Source organism: Nocardia sp. CA-145437 (assembly GCF_050956485.1).
Taxonomy (GTDB): domain Bacteria; phylum Actinomycetota; class Actinomycetes; order Mycobacteriales; family Mycobacteriaceae; genus Nocardia.
Window position 1 is genome coordinate 71,139 of sequence record NZ_CP191204.1, and the last position, 17,679, is coordinate 88,817.

The following is a 17,679-nucleotide window of genomic DNA, read 5'->3' on the forward strand; positions in this document are numbered from 1 at the left end:
AATTCGACTAACTGCCGACCGTGGTGATCAGGTCCGCCGGGATCTGCTGATCCTTGGCCAGCGCGTCGAAGAACGCACTCGCCTTGGTCTTGTCCCAGAGCAGCACATTGCCGCTGCCGGAGACATTCTCGAAGCCGCCGACCGGGACCGTTGTGGTGATCGGATCGTTGCTCAGCGCCTTGCCCAGGCCCGCCAGATTCCACACGTGCGCGCCGTCGTCGACTTTCAACGCCGAGGTGAGATCCCTTACCAGCGGCCAGGATCGGAACGGATTGGCCAGCGTGGCCGGGCTGGACGCCTTCTTCAACAGCGCGCTGAGGAATTTGCGCTGATTCAGCATGCGATCCAGATCGGCGCGCGGCGTGGCGCGGGAACGCACGAAACCCAGTGCGTTCGGGCCGCTCAGGGTCTGACAGCCCGCCGGCAGATCGATACCCGCCAAGGGGTCTTTCATCGGCTCGTCCAGGCACATGTCGATGCCGCCGACCGCGTCCACGATATTGGCGAAACCGCCGAATCCGATCTGCACGTAGTGGTCGATGTGCACACCGGTCGCGCCTTCCACGGTGCGGGCCAGCAGTTTCGCGCCGCCCACCGAGAAAGCGGCGTTGAGCTTGTCCTTGCCGACGCCCGGGATGTTCACGTACGAGTCGCGCGGCAGGCTGACGAGGGTGGGCCGCCCGGATTTGGGGATGTGGACCAGGATCACGGTGTCGGTGCGTTCGCCCTCCACATCGGACCCTGTGGACAACTCGTCTTCCTGCGACTGGGAGAGCCCCGCGCGGCTGTCGGATCCGACCAGAAGCCAATTCGTCCCGGGCGTGTCGCCGACCCGTCCGGAATAGTCCGCGAGCGCGTCGATCCGGGTCAGGTGGGTGTCGACATAGATGGCCGCGGCGATGGGCAGCACGAGCAGCACCACCAGCAGCGACAGGATCCAGCGGAACCAGTGCCGTTTGCGGCGCGGCCGGGCCCCGCGCGGGGGACGCCCGTCTTCGCCGCGGCGCTTGCCGGGCAGCGGCGGCGGGGGAGTGCGGGGCGGGTCCTCGTGGAAGGGGACCGGCTGCTGGGTGGGCGCGTGTCCCATGGGCGTCGCGGTCCGGGCGGGCATCCGATCACCTTGCGGCGGAACCCGATTCCCCGGGGGTGGCACGCGATTGCCCGGCGGCGGCATCCGGTTCCCGGGGGGTCGCTGTCGCGGGTCCGGGTTCCGGGGCGGCGGCACCTGCGAATACGCCAGGGACTGACCGGATTCATCGCGTCGGATCACCTGGGTTGGTTCTACCCGCGGCCCGCCGTCGTTAACGGGCGGGTCGTAGTTCCGCGCCCGATCGGGCATGGGCTGCCGTGGAGCCGAGGGCCGCTGTGGTTGCCCGGGATTCGCCATCGGGCGCTGCGGGTGTGCCGGGCGCTCCCCCGGGCGTCCCGGCGGCGGCTCCCGGCGCATCCGTGCAAAGTGCTGGGGGTCGTCGCCGTTCATTACTGGAAACAGTACCGACCGCGCCCGCGCCGCGCCGCGTTCCGAGCGGATTCACGGCAGCCAGGAGACATGTCCGCGCAGGAAGGCGTACCCGAGGTAGGCGATGGTGTCGATGAGGGCGTGTGCGAGCAGCAGCGGCCACAGCCGGTGGGTGCGCTGCCAGTAGCGCCCGAAGATCAATCCCATCACCAGGTTTCCGAGCCCGCCGCCGAGACCCTGGTACAGGTGGTAGCTGCCGCGCAGTAGCGCCGACGCCAGCAGGGACCGGTTCTCGCTCCAGCCGAGTGCCCGCAGCCGGGTGATGAGATAGGCCACAACGAGCACTTCCTCGGCCGCGGAATTGGCCCAGGCGGCCAGCACCAGCATGGGTAGTCGCCACCAGTGTTCGAGTGAACTGGGGACGATGGTCACACTCACGCCGAGGGCGTGTGCCGCCAGATACAGCCCCAGTCCGGGTATTCCGATCACCGCGGTGAGCAGCAGTCCGGGCAGCACGTCCGCGCGCCAGCGCAGTGACCGCGCCAGTCCGATGGCCCGCGGCGCGATCCCGCTGCGCCACAACAGGTATATCCCCAGGGCCGCCCACCCGAGCAGCCGCGCCACGCTCAACAGCTGGAACAGCAGGTCGATGGCCGATTGGGTGGCGCGCGAGGGATTGAGCGCCACCGTCTGCCCGCCGACCCCGCCGGGGGAGAGGGCGCTCTCCAGCAGTGACAGTGCCGCGTTGGCCCCGCTCAGCCCGAAGGTGACGACCAGCACCACCGTGATCTCGAGTGTGATCGCCCGGCGCCCCCGCTCGGACGACTCGGGCGCGGGCCAGACGGGCGCGGGATCAGCCGAAACCATGCCGCCAATCTAGGCGCGGCGGCGTCAGATCCGGTGCATCCCGCCGTGGAAGGGGTTGCCCGCCAAGGCGTGTACCGCGCGGCTGAGCGATTCGATGTCGTCGGCGGGGGCCTCGAAGGGGATGCGGACGTCGTGGTCGGCCTCGATGGCCTCGACGCGCAGGGTGACGCCGTACCGGTCGATGGCCAGCGGGTGGATGAGCGCGCCGCGGCGCAGGGCGTGCGGGAGGCGGCGGGCCAGCCGGTCCACCACGTCGGGGTGGTCGGCCTGAAGGTGTTGCAGCCAACCGGCTTCCAGCGCGCAGAACGGGTCGGGCCGGGCGTCGCGGAGTTGTTCGCGGTCGACGGAGGCGGCCCCGGAGGTGTCGGCCACCACGGCGGAGTCGATGACCAGCCGCAGCAGGGTGGCGGTGTGGCCGATGTCGAGCAGGTCGGGGTGCGGGTGGTCGGTGGCGATGGCTCCGGCGAGGGCGCGTTGGGAGTGCGCGGGCACCGCGTGGGCCCAGCCGCGCAGCCAGACCAGGGCGCGGACGCGTTCGCGCAGCGCGAGTGGCGCCTGGTCGGTGAGTTCGAGCACCGCGGGGGAGCCGTTCACGCCGCAGCCGTGCACGAGTCCGGCGGCGGTGGAGTTCATCGGCACCGCCATCACCATGTCCCCGCACTGCCGTAGCAGGTGCACGGAGGTGGGCACGGGGTCGAGGCCGGGGAGGGCCAGGACCGCGTGTTCGGCGTGCGCGCAGGCGCTGTGCACGCGTTCGGCGGTTGTGGGCGCGACGACCTGGGCCGCGTGCGTCATGGACACCTCCGGGTTGAATTAGGTAAACCTAAGCTAAGTGACGCAAGTCGCTCGCGCAAGACGTTCCCCCGCCGGCCGGGACCGCGCCGCCCCGCCGCACACCCTCGGGGTCGAGGTCAGGGGACCTGCCGGGGCCATTACCGTGGGAGCGTGCCGCACGATTCATCGCACGCGCCCGAACCGGTCGCGCTGAGCCTGTCCGTCCCGCCGCGCCCGGCGCGCGGGCTCACCGAGGACCTGGTCCGCCCGATCACCGCCGACCCGGGCGTCGAGGTCCTGGACCTCACCCTCGACGATGAGGCGGTCTCGGAATTCCTGGTGCGAATCGTGCACGGCGACAGCGGTTTCGTGGCCCGCACCGATTCCGGCGAGCGGGCCCTGGCCGCTGTCGCCGCGACCGTGGCCGCTCTCTGCGGCGAGGACATCCGCACCGCGCTGACCACCCCCGACACCGCGTTCCTGACCGGTCTGCGGCCGCCCGCCGTCGAGGCCTTCCGTGACGTCCTGCTCGCCATCGAGACCGCGGACGCGGTTGCCGTGCGAACCGGATTGGCGGTTCTGGGCGGCTGAATTCGCCCCGCCGCCGGTCCCCGCAGGGCCCTCCTGGCGTCCGGGCCTGCGGTTTTTATGGCGACACCGAGGATTTCGCCGAAAGTTACCCGGGAGTCGGGCAAAGCGGGGGGTGACCGCGCGCACGCAAGTAATGTCGTAACCGTGCCGCGTATCGCCTACTTCGGGCCGTCGGGAACCTTCACCGAGATGGCCCTCGCCAAACTCGAGTCCACCGGAGCCTTCGATGGACCGGTCGAGCGTGTCCCCGCCCCGAGCCAGGGCGCTGCCGTCGAACTGGTGCGCGCCGGTCAGGCGGCGGGCGCGGTGGTGCCGATCGAGAGCTCGGTGGAGGGTTCGATCGCACCCACGCTGGACGCGCTGGCCGTCGGTCCGCGATTGCAGATCGTCGCGGAGACCGATCTGGATGTGGCGTTCACGATCGTGGGCCGCCCGGGCATCGCGCTCGACCAGGTTCGCCGCATCGCCGCCTATCCGGTCGCGGCCGCGCAGGTGCGCATGTGGCTGGCCGTGAACATGCCGCTGGCCGAGATGTACACCTCGGCATCGAATGCCGCGGCCGCCGAGGACGTGGTGGCCGGGCACGCCGAGGCCGCGGTCTCCACCGCGCTGGCGGGCGAGCGCCTGGGACTGACCACCCTCGCCGACGGGGTCGCCGACGTGGAACGCGCCGTCACCCGCTTCGTGCTGGTCGCGCCGCCGCGACCGGCCCCGCGACGGACGGGTGTGGATCGCACCTCGATCGTGCTGGAGCTGGCCAACGAACCGGGTTCGCTGATGCGGGCGTTCGCCGAGTTCGCCACCCGCGGTATCGATCTCACCCGCATCGAGTCCCGGCCGACGCGCACCGGCATGGGGACCTATCGCTTCTACCTGGACTGTGTCGGACACATCGACGACACCGCTGTCGCCGAGGCCCTGAAGGCATTGCACCGCACCGCCGCCCGGATCCGGTTCCTCGGTTCCTGGCCCGCCACCGCGGCCACCGGCACCCCGCCGCCACCGGACGCGCCCGCCGCGGCCTGGCTGGCCGATCTGAAGAAGGGGGTGGCCGACCTGTGAGCGGCAAACTCATCCTGGTCCGCCACGGCGAGACCGAAGGCAATGTGGGCAAGGTCCTCGACACCCGGCTGCCCGGGCTGCCGCTCACCGAACGCGGTGTGGCCCAGGCCAAGGACTTCGGCGCGAACCTGATCGCGCCGCCGCAACAGCTGTTCTCGTCGCAGGCGCTGCGGGCCCGCCAGACCGGCGGCTACATCGAGTCCGCCACCGGCGTCGCGCTCACCGTGCTCGACGACCTGCAGGAAGTGCAGCTCGGCGATCTGGAGGGCCAGACCAGCCGGGACGCGCACCTGGAGTTCCAGAAGGTCTATCACGCCTGGCATTTCGGTGATCTGAGCGTGCGGATCCCGGGCGGCGAATCCGGCGAGGACGTGCTCGCCCGCTACCTGCCCGCACTGCGGCGACTACGCGACGACTACCTGACCCGGCCCGGCGCCGGCGATGTCATCGTGGTCAGCCACGGCGCCGCCATGCGCCTGGTGTCGCGTGAACTCACCGGGGTGCCACGGCTTTTCGCCGCCAACAACCATCTCGACAACACCGAGACCATCGAGCTGCGGCCGTTCGAGGACGACCGCTGGGAGTGCACCCGCTGGGGCCGCCATCCCGCGCCGTTCACCGGCGCGTTCGCCGCCACCGGCGACGACCCGATGGGCTAGGAACCGAATTCGGCACGCGGCGGCAGGGATTCGACGAGATCCCGCAACACCGTGCGCAGCCGGGCGGGGGTGCCGCTCGCGAAGGACGTCCACTTGGTCCCGTCCTCGGCGGTGGTGGTGATGGCGAGGAACCGGCCGTGACGGGTGTCGTACACGGCGAGGTGGTTCCCGGCGACCTCGCGCACGGCGTCGCCGTAGCGCACTCCGACGATCTCCGCGTGCGAATACACCCGCACCAGCGCCGATGCGACGGCCTGCGCGTCCCGCGCCGGATCGCACACCGTGCTCAGGCGGGCCGCCGTGGTGGCGGAGTCGCCCGCGTCGTCGAAGATCGGCACCAGATCCTTGGTGGGCGCGTGCATTCCGGACACTTCCAGCGGATCGGCCGGGCCGAGCGCGGCCAGCACGGTGCCGGGGAGATCGTGGCTCGCCTCGTCGACGACATAGGATCCGGGGCCGCGCAGCGCGACCACGTCGATATCGTCGCCCCTGGCGATACACAGCCGATTGACCTGGCCCTCGACGTACCAGCGCAACGCCAGCACCCAGTGCGGCCGGTGGAGCACCCGCAGCCGTTCGGCCAATTCCGGATGGACCCGATGGTTCTCGGCGGCCGGATCACCCTCGAGCAGTTCGCGTTCGGTGAGTGTGTCCGCCGCGGCGGCCATGGCGGCATCGTGGTCGGCGGCAGTGTCGTAGCGCCCCAGGGCATTCAGCACCACGGGCAGCTCGTCGATACCCGATGTCTCCTGGAGATACTGCATTTCGTCGAGGGACAGTGTGACCGAGCCCAGCAGCGACGGCCCGCGGCCCGCGCCGAGGACGGTCACCGCTTCGCCCGGGCAGCGGCATCCGCGTGGACGGCCGCATGCGCGACTGCCGTGTCCCCGCCGCAGACCGCATCGCCGCCGATGACCGCGGGCGCGACCACCCGCCCGTCCGTGAACACCTCGATCGAGCGGCCGTAGTCATGGCCGCGGTGCGTCTCGTTGTCGTCGCCGCTCTGCTGCCCGAGCACTGAGCCGGTACCGGTGGAACGGACCAGTGCGGTCGACGCGGGTGTCCCGCCCACCCCCGTCGGCTCGGCGGCCGGTGTTGTTGCACCACTGAGGTTTCCGAGGCCACCGGGTCCGCCGAAGCCCGGTCCCCAGCCCTCGGGCAGGCGCAGGGTACCCGCCCCGTTGCCGATACTCACCGATCCGCCGCCGGTGTAGGACACCGCCTGCGTGGACAGCGCCGCCCCGCCGACTCCGGTGGTCGCGACCCCTGTGGCCGCCGTCTCCGCGGTCGCCGGCGTCCCGTATCCCGGCTGCGTCAGGGCGTCGGCCGCGGCCGTGATCGCCGTGCTCGCAACGTTTCCCGCACTCGTGACACCGCTGGTGGCGACGGTCGCCGCGACCTGCGCGGCCTGGGACAGCGCACTGGTGACCGCCGGATTCTGGGCCCCGGTCGAGCCCGCGCCCATCGCGATGGGCGGCGGCATCAGGAATTGGCCGGGTGTGGCGACCATCGAACTCGTTGCCGCCTCATAGGTTTCCATGACCAGCGCGGCCCGGATGTCGAGCGCCAGCTTGGCGGCCTCGGCGGCTTCGGCCGTGCCGTTGAGCGCGCCGCCGGTCGAGTACGCGGCCACCCGCGCGGTTTCCACCAGTGCGATCTCCGGCAGGCTCGGCATGGCGAGGGAGGCCACCGTGTAGGCGGTGGCATGGGCGCCGGCCTTGCCCGCCATCACGCCCGCCAGGACGGCCTGCTGTTCGGCCCAGACGGTGAACCCGCCGAGCCGGGCCAGCACCGCGAGTCCGTTGACGCCCTCGAGCCCGATCCCGATCTCGGCCATCACCCGCGCCACCGTGGTGGCGGCGTCCACCCAGGCGGCGGTGAGGCCGCCCCAGGCGCCGCCCGCGGCCGCGATCGGAATCGCGTGCGCCCCGGTGTTGAGCGAGAGGGAGTTGATCTCGGCCATGCGGGGCAGCCAGAACACCCCGGTGATTCCCACGGTCATGCGCTGCTTCCCCCGGATACCTGGATCGCCGCGAGAGCGGCCGCCCGCATCGCGTCGTGGGCCAGGTACTGGGCCAGCTGGCCGCGCAGGGTGGCGGCGGCGTGGTGCAGTTCGAGAATGCCCTGGGCGACGGACCGGTCGTGGGTCAGCGCGGCGGTATTGAAATGCGCGGCGGCCAGGAAGGACACCTCTTCGGCGCCGGAGGGGAGCACGTGGGTCGCCGGCGCCGTCGCGCTCGCGGCGGAGGCCAGGCGTTCGGCGAGCAGATCGAGTTCCAGGGCGGCCGCGAGGATCACCTCGGGCTGCACGACGACGTGGCCAACCATGATCGGACCCCTCTCTGCGTTCTATCCCCGGTTATGAGGATTGGACGCGGAGGTTCCCAGATCGGTTCCCCCGGATCAGCCCCATCCCAGCTGATGGAGGCGCTCGTCGTCGATCCCGAAATAGTGCGCTATCTCGTGAATCACCGTGATCGCCACCTCTTCGACCACCTCGTCTTCGCTGCCGCACATCTCGAGGATGGCGTCGCGATAGATGGTGATGGTGTCCGGCAGGGCGCCCCCGTAGTGGCTGAAGTCCCGATCGGTGAGGGCGATGCCGTGGTAGAGACCGAGCAGGTGAGGGTCCTCGTCGCTGCGCGCTTCGATGAGAACCACCACGTTGTCGATCGCCCGGGCCAGTTCCGGCGGAATCAGGTCGAGCGCGTCGCCGACCAGCTCCTCGAAGCGGTCGTCGGACATCGAGACGGGCATGTCTGCGTTGTCCCCCGGAATTAGCGCGGCTGGGGGATGACCGGCGGCACCGCGCCGGGCAGCGGCGGCGGGGTGTAGCGGCCGTTGTTGGGCGGCGGCACCGGGGCCTGACCGTCGATCTGGATGTCGCCCTTGGCCGATCCGGTGATGGCCGCGAAGCCCTCCTGGTCCGCGCCCTTGCCGACCAGGCAGTTGAGGCTGCGGCTGCCGGCCACCCAGCTGCGGGTGTCGAGCGCGTCCCAGAACAGGGTGAGGGTCTTGTTGCGCAGCGCGTCGGGGGAGCCGAGGTAGTCGGTGGCGTCCTTGGCGCACTGGTCTTCCATGTACTTGTCCTGCTCGTCCTTCGACGGCGGGCCGCCGTTGAAGTGGGTGGCCAGGTCCACGGTGGAGACGATCTCGAAGGCGTGCGGCTGGGTGCAGTCGACCGGGTCGGTGGGCAGGTTCGACTTGATGCCGATGCAGGTGCCCACGTCGTAGACCTTGGACTGGTTGATGTCGCGCACGCTGCCGGTGATGGGCTTGGTGGCCAGGCCCTGGCTGCCGGAGACCTGCAGGCCGCAGCGCAGCGTGCGCTCGCCCGCCTTCCAGCCCGCCTCACCCGGATTGATCAGGCCGACAACGAATTTGCCGCGCGGGTCGAGCCGCCCGCCGAGGTACTCCTGGGCGGCGGACACGCAGTGCTCGTCGCGCAGTTCGGAGAAGCGCAGCGAGTCCGGGAAGCGGGAGCCGGGCCCGAACTCCTTGCCCGGGTACTTGCTCAGGTCGATGTCGGCGGTCACCTCGAACAGGTGCTTGCTCCCGCACTCCACCTTGGACAGGTCGCTGGCATTGGACTTGGTCCAGGTCAGGCAGTCGCCCTCCTTGGCGGTGCCGAAGGCCGCGCCCGCGACCGCGCCGGTGGGCTGCGCGGCCCCCGGCGCGTGCGCCTTCACCCGGCTGGAGTCGAAGCCGTGCGAGACGAACATGGTGATGAGCACGGCGAGCGTGACGCCGACCGCCATGGCCAGCAGCCCCCACCGCACGGTGGACGCCGAGAGCGGACCGTTCTCGTCCAGCTTGGCTTCCACCGCGCGGAAGGGCGTCAGCAGTCGATCCGCCGCCGTCGGCTTGCGACGGGACGGCGACCCGGGGCGCTGCGAGGACGGCGCGGACCACTGCGAAGGCGTCTTGTGCTCAGGCATCGCAGCCGAGCTTAATTGCCTCCGCTCCGCTCCGGCTGGTTCGCGGCCCCGTGGTCTCGATTCTTCCCTCCTCCGCTCCTCCAAGGCGGGACCGTTACGACAAGATCAGGTCAGCCGCCTTCTCGCCGATCATGACGGCCGGGGCGTGGGTGTGGCCGCGGGTGATCACCGGCATCACCGAGGTGTCGGCGACGCGCAAGCCCTCGATGCCGCGCACCCGCAGTTCCGGGTCCACCACGCTGGATTCGTCGCGGCTCATCGCGCAGGTGCCGACCGGGTGGTAGAGCGTGTGGGAGTGGTCCTCGAGGCAGCGGCGCAGCACCTCGTCCAGCGCGGTGTCGGACGGAACGGCGGGTTGCATGAGTTCGCCGATGTGTTCCTTCAATGCGGGCTGGCTGGCGATCTCGACGCAGGTGCGCAGGCCCGCGAGCAGGGCGGCGCGGTCGGCCGGTTCGGCGCAGTAGCGCGGGTTGATGCGCGGCGCGACGAACGGATCCGGCGAGGTGATGGAGACGCTGCCGATGGATTCCGGCTTCAGCAGCACCGCGGCGAAGGTGAGCGCGTGCCCGTCGGGTTCGCCCAGGCCCTCGCCGATGTAGGGGGCGGGCGCGAAGATGAGTTCCAGGTCGGGCAGGTCGAGTTCCTCGCGGCTGCGGGTGAACCCGTATGCCTCACCGATGTTGGACGTGAGCTGCCCGCGCCGCAGCACGAAGTAGTTGGCGAGTTCGAGCAGGTTCTTGTCGGCGCCGTAGAGGCTGCCGCCGGTGGTGCGGTAGACGATGGGGGCGGCCAGGTGGTCGCGCAGGCCGCGCCCGACCTCGGGCAGGTGCCGCACCACGGGGATGCCGAGTTCCTGTAGCCGGTCGCCGTCGCCGATGCCCGACAGCTCGAGCAGCTGCGGGCTGTTGATCGCGCCGCCGGACAGGATGACCTCGCGTTTCGCGCTGATCTGCTTGGTCTCGCCGCCGATCCGGAATTCCACGCCGATGGCGCGGGTGCCCTCGAACAGCACCCGGGTGGCGTGCGCGTCGGTGACGACGGTGAGGTTGCGTCCCTGCTGGCGGGCGGGCCGCAGGTAGGCGTCGGCGGTGCTCCAGCGGGCGCCGCGCTTCTGCGTCACCATGGTCTGCGAGAACCCTTGCGGCCGATCGCTGTTGGCGCGTTCGACCGGGTATCCGGCTTCGGCGGCGGCCTGCAGGTAGGTGTGGGTGAGGGGGCGGGGGCTGCGCTGGCGGGAGATGTGCAGCGGTCCCTTGCGGCCTTCGCCGGGCTCGCTGGCCTCTTCCACGGATTCGATCCGCTGGAAGTAGGGCAGCACGTTGTCGAAGGACCATTCGGGTCCGGCGTAGCGGGCCCATTCGTCGTAGTCGGCGGCGAAGCCGCGCACCCACATCATGGCGTTCATGGAGGAGGATCCGCCGAGCATCTTGCCGCGCGGCCAGTAGACGCGCCGGTTGCTGAGTTCGGGCTGGGTCTCGGTCCGGTAGTTCCAGTCGTTGTCGCCCTGGAACAGCTGGTTGAACGCCGCGGGGATGTGCGCGAACTTGTCGTTGTCCTCACCGCCGGCCTCCAGGACCACGACGCTGACGCCGGGTCGCTCACTCAGTTTCGCGGCCAGTGCGGCCCCCGCCGATCCGGCACCGACTACGACGAAATCGGCGGTGTGCGGGGTGTATTGGGGCATGGTGACTCCTCGGAAAGACCACGGCGGAGCCCGTCCCGGGCCCCTGCCGTCCCATCGGGGTAACCCTATGGCGGAAATCACCTGGTTGTGAGGTGGATGAATTGATCGGACCTACACGAAAACCGGTGGCGCCTTCCCACTAGGCTGAATACCTATGATCGACCTTCGATTCCTGCGGGAAAACCCCGACGTGGTCCGTGCTTCGCAGCGTGCTCGCGGTGAGGACCCGTCCCTGGTGGATGCCCTGCTCGAGGCGGATGCCGCCCGTCGCGCGGCGGTCGCGACGGCCGACAATCTGCGCGCCGAGCAGAAGGCCCTGGGTAAGAAGGTCGGCAAGGCTTCCAAGGAGGAGCGCCCGGCGCTGCTGCAGGTGGGCCAGGAGCTGTCGGCGAAGGTGAAGGAGGCCGAAGCGGCGGAGAACGCCGCGGACGCCGACCTCGACGCCGCCCAGCGCGCGCTGTCGAACGTGGTACAGGAGGGCGCGCCCGCCGGCGGCGAGGACGACTACATCGTGCTCGACACGGTCGGCACGCCGCGCGAGTTCGATTTCGAGCCGAAGGACCACCTGGATCTGGGTGAGTCGCTGGGCCTGATCGACATGGAGCGCGGCGCGAAGGTGTCGGGTTCGCGGTTCTACTTCCTGACCGGCTACGGCGCGCTGCTGCAGCTGGGCCTGTTGCAGCTGGCCGCGCAGAAGGCGACGGCGAACGGTTTCACCATGATGATCCCGCCGGTGCTGGTGCGCCCGGAGATCATGCAGGGCACCGGCTTCCTGGGCCAGCATTCGGCCGAGGTCTACCACCTCGAGGACGACGACCTGTACCTGGTCGGCACCTCGGAGGTGCCGCTGGCGGGGTATCACTCGGGCGAGATCCTGGATCTGAGCGGCGGTCCGAAGCGCTACGCCGGCTGGTCGTCGTGCTTCCGCCGGGAGGCGGGCAGCTACGGCAAGGACACCCGCGGCATCATCCGCGTGCACCAGTTCGACAAGGTGGAGATGTTCGTCTACACCACCCCGGAGCAGGCCGACGAGGAACATCGGCGGCTGCTGGCCTGGGAGCGGGAGATGCTGGCCGCCATCGAGGTGCCCTACCGGGTGATCGATGTGGCGGCGGGCGATCTGGGCAGCTCGGCGGCCCGCAAATTCGATTGCGAGGCTTGGGTTCCCACCCAGCAGACCTACCGCGAACTCACCTCGACCTCGAATTGCACGACGTTCCAGGCCCGTCGCCTGAATGTCCGGTACCGGGACGAGAACGGCAAGCCGCAGATCGCCGCCACGCTGAATGGCACATTGGCGACAACGCGCTGGATTGTCGCGCTGCTGGAGAACCATCAGCAAGCGGACGGTTCGGTGCGAGTGCCCGCTGCGCTGGTGCCTTTCGTCGGCGCCGAGGTTTTGGAGCCGCGCTGAGTATTCGCTACTCGGCGTGGCTTATTCCGCCGGATGTGTCTACCGCTGGCTGGGCTTGTGGCTAGGCTGAGCAGCGTGCGAGGAATCGGGTCTCGCGGCGATGCCCGAACCCGGGTCCGGGCGGCATCGGCGCTGGCGACGGCAATGGTCATGGCTCGGACCACCGGGGCGTTCTACGTCATGGGTGGCTTTCTGGGTCTTGCCCTGACCGCCGTCGCTCCGGGTGATGAGGGCAATCGGCCCCTGGTGGGCGTGGCGGCGTTCGTGGCGCTGCTGCTGGGCATCAGCCTGCTCATCTGGGGTCCGAGGCTGCCGCATTCGGTGCATCACGCCTATGTGGCGACGGCGACGGTGCTGGTGACCGTTGCGGTGCATTGGTTTCCGAACACGGTCGGCGCGATCAGCCTGGCCGCGTTCTATGTGTTCGTGGCCTGTGACGCCGCGATCTTCTTCTCGTGGCGCTGGCTGGGCGGGCATCTGGCGTTCGCCATAGCCTGCTGTCTGTGGGTGGTGCCGTCGCGCGGGTTGCCGTGGTGGTCGGGCATCATTCCGGCGGGTATCACCTTCGGAATCGGCATCGTGGTCGGCATTTTGACGCGCATGGCGTCCGACGCCGATATCGATGTGCTGACCGGTCTGCTGAATCGCCGCGGTTTCGATCGCGCGTTGAGCAATGCCATCGCGCACGCCACCCGTACCGGTCAGGGGCTGGCCCTGGTGCTGGTGGACCTGGACCGCTTCCAGAAGATCAACGACCATCTGGGTCACCGGGCGGGTGACGCCGTGTTGCAGCGGGTGGCCGACACCTGGTCGAAACTGCTTGCGCCGGATCAGCGCCTGGCCCGCTACGGCGGTGACGCGTTCGCGCTGTTGCTGCCCGGCACCACCGAGCAGGCCGCGATCCTGTTGACCGAGGAGCTGCGGGCCGCTGTCACCACCGGTTGTTCGGCGGGTGTGACGTCGTGGCAGCCGGGTGAATCCGGTTCGCTGCTGGTGTCGCGCGCGGATGTGGGTCTGTACCGGGCCAAGCAGGCGGGTCGTAATCGCACGGTGCTGGAGTCGTCGCGGCAGCTGCCGCTGGCGGTGGAGCTGCGCGAGGCCATCGACCGCGGCACCCTGGATGTGCAGTACCAGCCGATCGTGAGTCTCACCGACGGCGATACCCGCGCGGTCGGCGTGGAAGCCTTGCTGCGCTGGTCTTCTCACGCGCAGCCGGAGGTCACCACGGAGGGCCTGATCCGGGTCGCCGAGGAATACGACCTCATCTCCGATCTGGACGAGCTGGTGTTGCGCCGCGCCTGCGCCGACGCCGCCCGCCTGCAGGAGACGTTCGCTCAGCTGGACCTGACCCTGAACGTCAATGTGAGCGGCCTGGAGTTGGCCGAGTCCGAGTACGCCGCCCGGGTTTCCGGCATTCTCGAGGAAACCGGCTGGCCCGCCGAGCAACTGGTGCTCGAGGTGACCGAGAGCGAGCTGGCCGCCGAGTCCGAGACCGCGATCGCGAACCTGCACAAGCTGCGTGAGTTCGGCGTTCGGATCGCCATCGACGATTTCGGCACCGGCTACTCCTCGCTGAGCCGCCTGGCCACCCTGCCCTCGGACATCCTCAAGGTGGATCAGTCCTTCGTGGCGTCGATCCGCTCCGATTCCCCCGCCCCGCCGCTGCTGGGCGTGATCGCGGCGTTGAGCAAGTCCCTGGACCTGCAGGTGATCGCCGAGGGCGTGGAGACCGAATACCAGGCCGCAGTCCTCACCGAGCTCGGTTTCGCCTTGGCGCAGGGCTACCACTACAGCGACGAGCACCCGGTCACCGAGCTCATCAACGACCTCAACGAACGCCCCGGCCTGGTCGGCGCGTCGGTGTCGGAGGGAGAGCCGTCCAGCAACGGCTGGATCCCCATCGATAATCCGCTTGACGGTGGTACCCCCGGCGCGCAGAGTTGATCGCATGCGGATGCTGATCTACGCCTGTTGATTCGTTCTTCGTAGTGCTCTGCCCCGCACCGAGCGTGCGGGTTCGACGCACGCACTCACCTGCCGTGCGGTCCTGTTCGCGTTCACCGCGGATCTGATCCCGCTCTACGCGATCTACGCCCTGCTGTTCGCCGATCACGGCCTGAACGCCGCGCAGATCTCGTCGCTGTTCGCGATCTGGTCGGCCACCGCGTTCCTGCTGGAGATCCCGTCCGGAGCCTGGGCCGACACCGTGTCGCGACGCGGCCTCCTCGTGCTGTCCGGCGCGCTCCTGGCGGCAGGCTTCGCGGTCTGGACCCTGTACCCGTCCTATCTGGGTTTCGCCGCCGGCTTCGTGCTCTGGGGTACGTCCGGCGCCCTCCGATCGGGCACGTTCGAGGCGCTGATCTACGACGACCTGCACGCCCGCGCGGCGACCGCCGAATACCCGCGCCTGATGGGTTACGTCCGCGCCGCCACCGAAGCGGCCGCCCTCGCAGGCATTCTCGCGGCCGCCCCGCTCTACGCCTGGGGCGGTTACGCCCTGGTCGCCTGGTCCAGCGTCGTGATCGCCGCCGTCCATACCCTGACCGCGGCCCTGCTGCCCAGTGCACCGAAGTCGATATCCGCCGCGACTGTCGAGGATCTCGAGGACGTTGACGATGACGATCCGGATGCCGCCGTGGAGCCTAGCCTGTCACGAGCGCCGGAAGCCGCGGAACCCGTTGGCTACCTGGCGATGCTGCGCGCCGGATTGCGAGAAGCGCTGCACGTCAGGCTGATTCGCCGAGGCGTCATCCTGGTCGCGCTGCTGAACGGCATCACCGCCTTCGACGAGTATTTCTCGCTGCTCGCCGATCACGCCGGCGCCGGACCGTCCCTGGCCGCGGTGCTGGTCGGCGTCACGGTCGCCGGTTCCCTGGCGGGCGCGATGCTGGCGGGCCGTACCGAGCGGATGTCGGCCCGAGTCATGGCATCGGCCCTGGCGGTCGCGGGCGTCCTGTTCATCGCCGGCGCACTGCTGGCGGGCTCGGCCGCCGCCCACCCGACCTCTCTGTATGTCCTGACCGCCGTGGGCTTTTCAGCGGTGGGCATCGCCTACGGCATCGACTACAACGCCGACGTCATCGCCTCGGCCCGCCTGCAGGACGCCATCACCGGCCCGGCCCGAGCCACGGTCACCTCGGTCGCGGGCTTCACCACCGAGGTGATCGCCCTGCTGGTCTTCGGTTTCGCGGCCGTCGCCACCACCTGGCTCCCCTTGCCGTTCATGGTCGCCGCGCTGGGTATCACTCTCCTCCTGGCCGCCGCCCTGACCCCGACCTGGCTCCCACGCCAGTCTCACACCAGATCTCTTGCAGCCGAGCACGACTAGCCCATGAAACTCGGGGCCCGCGAGGGTGCGGATTCCAGGGTCATTTTGAAATGTAAGCGATTAACTATTTGGGCGGTGGTCGAGAGGTCCGGCCGCACGCTCGATCGAAGGGTTTCACGCATGCGCACTCTCATTGCGGCGGTAGGCATTGCCACGGCACTGACTGTCGGAGCCGGTCAGGCGGGGGCCGCGCCGCTCCCGCTCGTCGACGCTCCGGCCGCGGCCCCGGTTGCGGGGTCCGGCTCGTCCACAGGCTCGGCCTTCCCGATCACGACCGGTTCGGTAGGGGTGGACGCGGCCCTCAATATCGCCGGCACCATCGTGTGCGCGATCATGATCCCCGACTGCTTCCACCGGGAGACGAACGACGTGAGCTAGTCCCGTGGGAACGTCGGTGGGACGGGCGTTTCGCGGGCCCGTCGGTACTCGGCGCTCCCCGGAGGCGAACGTACTCATCGCGCCGCTTCGATAGATCCCCGCCTTGCTACATCCGGCAGTCGGCCACTCTGTCGGTGGCCGCCCCCCGACACCTCATGAGGCGGTTCATCCGGCGCCGTTATGCACTTGGTTGCCGATTACCGCTAGGGACAGTCGAAGTCACCGTTGCGGACGCCATCGGCGAACGCATCCCATTCGCCGGGGGCGAAGACGAAGGCGGGACCGGTGCGGTCCTTGCTGTCGCGGACGGCCACGCGCCCGCCTTCGATAAAGGCGACCTCGACACACTCCCCGCCGCCCTGGCTGTAGGTGCTGGTAAACCAGTTCGCTTCGGCAAGATCATCTTTCACGGTTCTCATACTCTCTCGCTAGCAGCATCAGGAGCTTGGCGGCGTCGGCGTCGGACAGACTGGCTTGTTCGAGCAGCCGGTATTTCCGAGTGTAGAAGTCGACGTCGTCCTGGTCCTCGAGGTACATACCGCCCACGGTGACCTCCAGGAACACCAGAGGTGGTTCCGTTGGCTCTCCTGTCGCTTCGGTCGCGAAATTCAAGACGACGAAAGCGGGCATCGATACGCCGCCGGGAAATCCGGCCTCGAACGGCAGGATGCGCAGGTGAATGTTCGGATGTAGTGCTGGGAGTTCGATCAGTCGTCGCAGTTGGCGCGCCATCGTGGCGGGAGATCCAACCATGTGGCGCAAGGCAGCTTCGCCGATGACCACGTCCAAGGTGGTTGGTTCGAGCTTGCGCAAGATCATGTTCTGCCGATGGGCTTTGATTCGTCCACGGCTGATCCACTCGTCCACCGGTGCGTCCGGCCAGATCTGTTGGACCAGGGCCCGGTCGTAGTCCTCCGTCTGCAGTAGGCCGGGTATCAAGTTCGGCTGGTACGAGATAATCCGGCGCGCAAAGGCTTCGAGACTCATGTACACGTCGAAGTCCTTGGGGATGACGTCGCCGTAGGCGTGCCACCAGTTGGTGCCGGTCGCGGCCTGCTTGGCCAGGCCGACCATCCCCTCTCGGATGTCAGGCGGAACACCGTATAGTTCGCAAGCCTTTTCGACGAAGTATGACTTGATGCGACTGTTGCCGCCCTTCTCGGCGCGATGCAGCGTGGTCGATCCCACCTCGAGGACCTTGGCGGCTTCCTCGAGACTCATCGACGATCGAATCCGCCAGTCGCGCAGGTACCGACCGAGCTGGCGCAGCGGCAGTGTCAAACCCATGTCCGGCATGACAGTCCTCCCGTTTCGGATGGCTGCTTCTTCCCGATTCGGAACAAGCATGGCACCCATCTCGGAAGGCATGCTGGACTTTTGGAAATTGCGTCTCGGAAATCCCGAATCTGGCTGACGCCCTGCGGATTGCAGGCGTCTCATGGGAACGCGTCCGGTTGAGGGTGCACTCCACTTCGACACCCTCGCCGGACGCGTCTATTCGCACCGATTGAGAGGTTTGCGATGA

At 69.1% G+C, this 17,679-nt stretch carries 18 protein-coding genes; 7 read left to right on the forward strand and 11 right to left on the reverse strand.

What is annotated here, in order from left to right; all coding sequences use genetic code 11:
* Positions 1–7 precede the first annotated feature (7 nt).
* Genes ACQPYY_RS00345 through ACQPYY_RS00355 form a run of 3 tightly spaced genes read right to left on the reverse strand, consistent with a single transcriptional unit; the run spans position 8 to position 3,121 of the window.
* A complete protein-coding gene (locus ACQPYY_RS00345) occupies positions 8–1,480 on the reverse strand; it encodes an LCP family protein (protein WP_433592377.1) in 1,473 nt (490 codons plus the stop codon).
* A gap of 51 nt (positions 1,481–1,531) precedes the next feature.
* Positions 1,532–2,326 (reverse strand): CPBP family intramembrane glutamic endopeptidase, encoded by a 795-nt coding sequence (locus tag ACQPYY_RS00350; RefSeq protein WP_379103120.1) that lies wholly within the window; start codon positions 2,324–2,326, stop codon positions 1,532–1,534.
* Between the two features lie 24 nt (positions 2,327–2,350).
* Positions 2,351–3,121 carry a DUF2470 domain-containing protein gene (locus tag ACQPYY_RS00355; protein ID WP_379103123.1) on the reverse strand — a complete coding sequence of 257 codons (771 nt, stop codon included), beginning with the start codon at positions 3,119–3,121 and terminating at the stop codon, positions 2,351–2,353.
* Between the two features lie 150 nt (positions 3,122–3,271).
* On the opposite strand from ACQPYY_RS00355, the gene ACQPYY_RS00360 reads away from it, so the two are divergent.
* The 3 genes from ACQPYY_RS00360 to ACQPYY_RS00370 all read left to right on the forward strand — a co-directional run bounded on the left by ACQPYY_RS00360 (position 3,272) and on the right by ACQPYY_RS00370 (position 5,412).
* Positions 3,272–3,691 (forward strand): hypothetical protein, encoded by a 420-nt coding sequence (locus ACQPYY_RS00360; protein ID WP_433592378.1) that lies wholly within the window; start codon positions 3,272–3,274, stop codon positions 3,689–3,691.
* Positions 3,692–3,835: 144 nt separating this feature from the next.
* Positions 3,836–4,753: a prephenate dehydratase gene (gene pheA / locus ACQPYY_RS00365; RefSeq protein WP_433592379.1), complete on the forward strand. Its 918-nt coding sequence runs from the start codon at positions 3,836–3,838 to the stop codon at positions 4,751–4,753.
* Positions 4,750–5,412 carry a histidine phosphatase family protein gene (locus ACQPYY_RS00370; protein ID WP_379103129.1) on the forward strand — a complete coding sequence of 221 codons (663 nt, stop codon included), beginning with the start codon at positions 4,750–4,752 and terminating at the stop codon, positions 5,410–5,412. The genes pheA and ACQPYY_RS00370 overlap by 4 nt, the downstream gene beginning before the upstream one ends.
* Here ACQPYY_RS00370 and ACQPYY_RS00375 read toward each other — a convergent pair.
* The 6 genes from ACQPYY_RS00375 to ACQPYY_RS00400 all read right to left on the reverse strand — a co-directional run bounded on the left by ACQPYY_RS00375 (position 5,409) and on the right by ACQPYY_RS00400 (position 11,034).
* On the reverse strand, positions 5,409–6,242 hold the full coding sequence (locus ACQPYY_RS00375; RefSeq protein WP_433592380.1) for an ESX secretion-associated protein EspG: 834 nt from the start codon (positions 6,240–6,242) through the stop codon (positions 5,409–5,411). The genes ACQPYY_RS00370 and ACQPYY_RS00375 overlap by 4 nt on opposite strands.
* Positions 6,239–7,414, reverse strand: coding sequence for a PPE domain-containing protein (locus tag ACQPYY_RS00380; protein WP_433592381.1), 1,176 nt, complete (start codon positions 7,412–7,414; stop codon positions 6,239–6,241). The genes ACQPYY_RS00375 and ACQPYY_RS00380 overlap by 4 nt, the downstream gene beginning before the upstream one ends.
* Positions 7,411–7,740 (reverse strand): PE family protein, encoded by a 330-nt coding sequence (locus tag ACQPYY_RS00385; protein WP_433592382.1) that lies wholly within the window; start codon positions 7,738–7,740, stop codon positions 7,411–7,413. The genes ACQPYY_RS00380 and ACQPYY_RS00385 overlap by 4 nt, the downstream gene beginning before the upstream one ends.
* 75 nt (positions 7,741–7,815) lie before the next feature.
* On the reverse strand, positions 7,816–8,169 hold the full coding sequence (locus ACQPYY_RS00390; RefSeq protein ID WP_379103137.1) for a metallopeptidase family protein: 354 nt from the start codon (positions 8,167–8,169) through the stop codon (positions 7,816–7,818).
* 20 nt (positions 8,170–8,189) lie between these two features.
* The gene (locus ACQPYY_RS00395) at positions 8,190–9,350 is read right to left on the reverse strand and encodes a septum formation family protein (RefSeq protein WP_433592383.1); all 1,161 of its coding nucleotides are present in this window, start codon (positions 9,348–9,350) and stop codon (positions 8,190–8,192) included.
* Between the two features lie 94 nt (positions 9,351–9,444).
* Entirely contained in the window at positions 9,445–11,034 is a 1,590-nt protein-coding gene (locus ACQPYY_RS00400; RefSeq protein ID WP_433592384.1) for a GMC family oxidoreductase, read from the reverse strand.
* A 154-nt stretch (positions 11,035–11,188) separates the two neighbouring features.
* On the opposite strand from ACQPYY_RS00400, the gene serS reads away from it, so the two are divergent.
* The 4 genes from serS (at position 11,189) to ACQPYY_RS00420 (ending at position 16,154) form a co-directional block, all read left to right on the forward strand.
* Entirely contained in the window at positions 11,189–12,448 is a 1,260-nt protein-coding gene (gene serS, locus ACQPYY_RS00405) for a serine--tRNA ligase (protein WP_379103143.1), read from the forward strand.
* A 150-nt stretch (positions 12,449–12,598) separates the two neighbouring features.
* Complete coding sequence (locus ACQPYY_RS00410; protein WP_433592385.1) at positions 12,599–14,392, forward strand: putative bifunctional diguanylate cyclase/phosphodiesterase; 1,794 nt, start codon at positions 12,599–12,601, stop codon at positions 14,390–14,392.
* A gap of 103 nt (positions 14,393–14,495) precedes the next feature.
* Complete coding sequence (locus ACQPYY_RS00415) at positions 14,496–15,776, forward strand: MFS transporter (protein WP_433594802.1); 1,281 nt, start codon at positions 14,496–14,498, stop codon at positions 15,774–15,776.
* Between the two features lie 120 nt (positions 15,777–15,896).
* Positions 15,897–16,154 carry a hypothetical protein gene (locus tag ACQPYY_RS00420; protein WP_379103148.1) on the forward strand — a complete coding sequence of 86 codons (258 nt, stop codon included), beginning with the start codon at positions 15,897–15,899 and terminating at the stop codon, positions 16,152–16,154.
* Between the two features lie 203 nt (positions 16,155–16,357).
* Here the strand turns inward: ACQPYY_RS00420 and ACQPYY_RS00425 are convergent, their stop codons facing one another.
* Together ACQPYY_RS00425 and ACQPYY_RS00430 are read right to left on the reverse strand one after the other, a co-directional pair.
* Entirely contained in the window at positions 16,358–16,564 is a 207-nt protein-coding gene (locus ACQPYY_RS00425) for a DUF397 domain-containing protein (protein ID WP_433592386.1), read from the reverse strand.
* On the reverse strand, positions 16,554–17,450 hold the full coding sequence (locus tag ACQPYY_RS00430; RefSeq protein ID WP_433592387.1) for a helix-turn-helix domain-containing protein: 897 nt from the start codon (positions 17,448–17,450) through the stop codon (positions 16,554–16,556). Before ACQPYY_RS00430 ends, ACQPYY_RS00425 begins: the two co-directional genes overlap by 11 nt.
* Positions 17,451–17,679 lie beyond the last annotated feature (229 nt).